3 protein-coding genes are annotated in these 4221 nt (G+C 56.8%); all 3 read left to right on the top strand.

The features are described from left to right. Positions 1 to 230 precede the first annotated feature (230 nt). Positions 231 to 1448 carry an MFS transporter gene (locus WBB95_RS05540; protein ID WP_424486643.1) on the top strand — a complete coding sequence of 406 codons (1218 nt, stop codon included), beginning with the start codon at positions 231 to 233 and terminating at the stop codon, positions 1446 to 1448. 91 nt (positions 1449 to 1539) lie between these two features. After that, complete coding sequence (locus tag WBB95_RS05535; protein ID WP_424486642.1) at positions 1540 to 3009, top strand: carbohydrate porin; 1470 nt, start codon at positions 1540 to 1542, stop codon at positions 3007 to 3009. Positions 3010 to 3073: 64 nt separating this feature from the next. After that, positions 3074 to 4221: CocE/NonD family hydrolase (locus WBB95_RS05530; protein ID WP_424486641.1), on the top strand; the 1148-nt coding region annotated here is incomplete at its 3' end.

Below are 4221 nucleotides of genomic sequence, written 5' to 3'. Positions count from 1 at the left end.
CCCTCCGAACCAATCCTCCCGATTTTTTGTCCCGAACGCTGGCGATTAACTCATCTCGGCCGCCGCTGTTTTTCCTGCACCACATTCCGTCCATCCTTTCACTTGCCATTTATCTCAACTGCTGTTGATATAAATCGCGACTGGACGTAGGCTCCTGAAAAGCCGGATCCGTTACGTCGTCGACCTAAAGCTCCAGCGCGTGTGCCATTACAATAATAAGGACACAAGAGATGAAACGTTGGTCAGTACTTGTTGGGTGTTTTCTCGGAATGAGCATTGCGTCGCCGGCCATTCTGCTGATTCCGCTGGGCCTGTTCATGAAGGCGGTGACCGCCGAGTTCGCTTGGTCACGTACCGATTTTGCGATCATCATTTCTGTCGCGTCGATCTGCAATGCGCTGGTGATGCCACTGGCTGGATTCCTCGTTGACCGCTTTGGTGCGCGCCGTGTCGCGCTGGTCGGTACGGTGTTGGGAAGCGGCAGCTACATGTGCCTGTCGCTTATTCACTCGTTCCCCGCGTTCGTTGCAATCACGGCGATAAGTGTGGCGTTCGGCAATCTGGCGAGTTATCCGGCCTTCCTGTTTTTGACCCAGCGCTGGTTCGATAAACACTTGGGGTTAGCCTTTGCGATCACGTCGTCGGGCCTTGCGGTCGGCACCGGCGCATTCTCGTATCTGATTTCGCAAAACATCGTATTGAACGGCTGGCGCGAGGCGTTTCTGGTGGCTGGGGCGACCGCGCTGGCGATTGGTCTGGTCAATCTCGCAGTGTTTGTTCGTGACAACAACGGGCCGATCCCGGAGGCCGAACGCCGCGCTGAAAAAAGTCAGCTTGAGGTGATCGGCATGACATTGCGGGAGGCCATGGCCACTCGTGATTTCTGGCTGTATTCGTTGGCCTTTGTACTGGTGCTGTTTGGCGTCGTGGGGGCCAGCGTGCACTTGCCGGCAATGCTCTCGGATTGGGGCGCATCCGCCAATCAGATCGCCGGGATTGTTGCCGCGGGTTCTGCCGGATCGTTGTTCGGGCGACTGTTTGGCGGTGCCTTGCTCGATCATCTGCACACACGAACCGTGGCGGGGATTTTCCTCAGCTGCCAGTTGGTTGGCTTTTTGATGTTGCTGGACGGGCTGCACTGGGCGCTGGCCGCCAGTTTCCTGATTGGCGCGACCCAGGGCGCCGAGATCGACATTCTCGGTTATCTGATTTCCCGACGCTTTGGAAAATTGGCGTATGCGCGGATCTTTGGCAGCGCCTTTTCAGTGACTTTGCTGGGCGCCATTATCGGCCCGTTCGTGTTGGGCATGGTGTTCGATAAAAGCGGCTCGTACCGCACAGCTCTGGTGCTGTTTCCGATACTTCCAGTCGCGGCGTTTGGTTTGTTGTGCCTGTCTGCCAAGTCGCCCGGTCAACCACAGCGGGTGATCGCGCCTGAAGTCACTTAGTAAAAACAAGCAATACGGCCACCGTGCGTGACTGCGCCGTGGCCGGCTGTAACGCTAATGACTACCTAAAATAAGAATAAAAGGAAATTGTATGCGGCCCCATCAAAACGGGACGAACCGAGTCCGTAAGCATGCGCCTGAATTTGTCCGCGTGACGCTGGCGGCACTGTTGGCAATCTGGGCGGCTCACTCGCTGAATGCTCGTGCCGAAACAAACCCAACACCGCAAAACGTTGTGGGGCAGGTTGCCTCGGAATTGAAGCAACCGGCGAAAAACCTCGATCAGGCGGCTACCCAAAAAGCCTTGCCCGACAGCCAGCTGCTGGGCCACATCATCGAACGCAAAAAGCAGTTCGCGAAGATCGATGCACTGGTTGAACACGGTCAATTGACGGAGCTGCCGCCACCGTCGGAAAGCATCCTCGGTGACGCCGGCGGCTTTCGCAGTGATCTGGCTGATCACGGCATCGGTTTCAACATGTTGAACATGACCACCTTCGCCAATAACTACCTCGATCACGACCGTCATAAACCGCAAGCTTATAGCGGTGAGCGCCCGACGTATTCCTCAAATCTCCTGGTCGGATTCACCTACGATCTGGGCCGGGTCGGTCTCAATAATGGGCAGTTTATTTTTGGCGTCGGCAGCTATTACTCCAGCTGGGATGAAGTGAATCCATCATCGAAATTCAGCTTCACGCGCATCGCCTACTACCAGAGCCTATGGGATAAAACCGTCGAATTCAAAATCGGCGTGCTGCCAAACGATCTGGAATTTATCGGCCCGTTTACCGGCGGCACCTTGGTAGGTGGCACTCAGGGTTTACAAGCAGTGATCCCGTTTCAAGTGGGTTTGAGCCACGCGCCGGTGTCCAGCCCTGCAGCCAACGTCACGTTGAATTACGGCAACTTCTATAACAAGTTCGGCGTTCAACGCTCTATCAGCCCTGACGGTATGGGGCCGGAAATCGACCGTCATGCTGGCGAGCTCGATCTGCACGTCGATCACGCCGGCGCGCTGTACATCGATGAGCTCGGCTACAAACGCGCCTCTGCGCCGGGTACACCGTACGCGTGGCTGCGAGCTGGTTACATCCATAACACCTCGCAATACACGCAGTTCCTCAGCAACGAGCGCAGTGATGACAACTACGCCGGCTACGTGCTGGGCGACTATCAGTTTTATCAATTCGACAGCGCCATCGCTTCCCGTGGCCTGTACGCCGGGTTTACCTGGATGACCGCGCCTGAAGATCGCAACCTGTTTGACCTGTATTACGGCTTCCGCGTGTTTGCAAAAGGGCCGTTGGACTCGCGTCCATTCGACATGGTCATGCTGGAGTACGGCTACACCAGCTACAGCAATGACGCTAACAAAAAACTGGATTCGATCCATGTGTCCAATGCCGACGACTCGAAATCGACAACGCTCGCCTACAACATGCGCGTTGCCGCTGGCACCTATGTTCGCGCGGGGCTGAGTTACGTCGAACATCCGGCATTCAGTCCGGACGTCAAAGACGCCCTCAACCTGCAAGCCAGTTTCACGCTGTTTTTCTGAACATTGATTGACCCAAGCACTAATTGCCCCGGTGGATACCGGCGACAGAAAAGGGAGTCTCGCCATGAGTGATACGCAAAAAATCTATACACCTTCCACGCCACTGCCACCTGCCCGAACGGGCTTATTGACCGCTTTCGAGCCGGGCACGCGCACGCTGGAAAAAGGCTTTCAAATCGCCCCGCAGTTTCGCCCGATCCCCGTCGACATCGTGTTCGAGAAGGACGTCGCGGTGCAGTTGCGCGATGGTGTGACGATTTACGTCGACGTGTTCCGCCCGGCCGGTAGCGAAAAAGTGCCGGTGATTGTTGCGTGGAGCCCTTACGGCAAAGGGCAGGGCACCTCCGTCAGTGTGATGGGCGTGTTTGGTCTGGTCGGTTTGAACAACAACATCGTGTCCGGCCTGGCCAAGTTCGAAGCGCCGGACCCTGCGTATTGGTGCGCCAACGGTTACGCGATCTGCAACCCGGACATTCGCGGCTGCGTTGATTCCGAAGGCAACAGCGTGCTTTGGGATCGTCAGGACGGTCGCGATTGCCACGACCTGATCAACTGGCTCGCAGAGCAGTCATGGTGCAGCGGCAATGTAGGCATGAGCGGCACCTCGTACCTGGCCGTTTCCCAATGGTTTACTGCTGCTGAGCAACCTGCGGCCCTGAAAGCGATCAATCCGTGGGAAGGTGTCAGTGACGTGTACCGCGACCTGGTGCTGCGTGGCGGCATGCCTGATCTCGCCTTTGCCGGGCTGTTGCAGAACGGCAGCTTCTTCGGCAAGAACCACAAAGAAGACATCCTCGCTGAAGCCGCGCGCTACCCGCTGATGAACGAGCTGTGGGAGAACAAAATCCCCGACTTCTCACGCATCAATGTGCCTGCTTACATTGTCGCCAGCTATTCCAACACGCTGCACACTGCCGGTACCTTCCGCGGGTGGCGAAGAATTGCTTCGCAGGACAAATGGCTGCGGATCCACAACACTCAAGAGTGGCCGGATTACTACGACGAAGCGAACGTCGATGACCTGCGTCGCTTCTTTGACCGCTACCTAAAAGGCCAGGCTAACGACTGGGAATCCACACCTCGCGTGCGATACGCCGTGCACGACTTTAAAGGCGGCGACCAGGTTAACGTCGCGGCTGAAGAGTTTCCGCCTCAAGGCGCGGTATCGACCAGGTTCTACCTTGACGGTCGCTCGCGCACGCTGACGTCCGA

Origin of the sequence: Pseudomonas sp. (assembly GCF_049645325.1) — a bacterium.
Lineage (GTDB): Bacteria > Pseudomonadota > Gammaproteobacteria > Pseudomonadales > Pseudomonadaceae > Aquipseudomonas.
The sequence above is the reverse complement of the archived record's forward strand: the minus strand, read 5'-3'. Positions and strand labels throughout refer to the sequence as shown.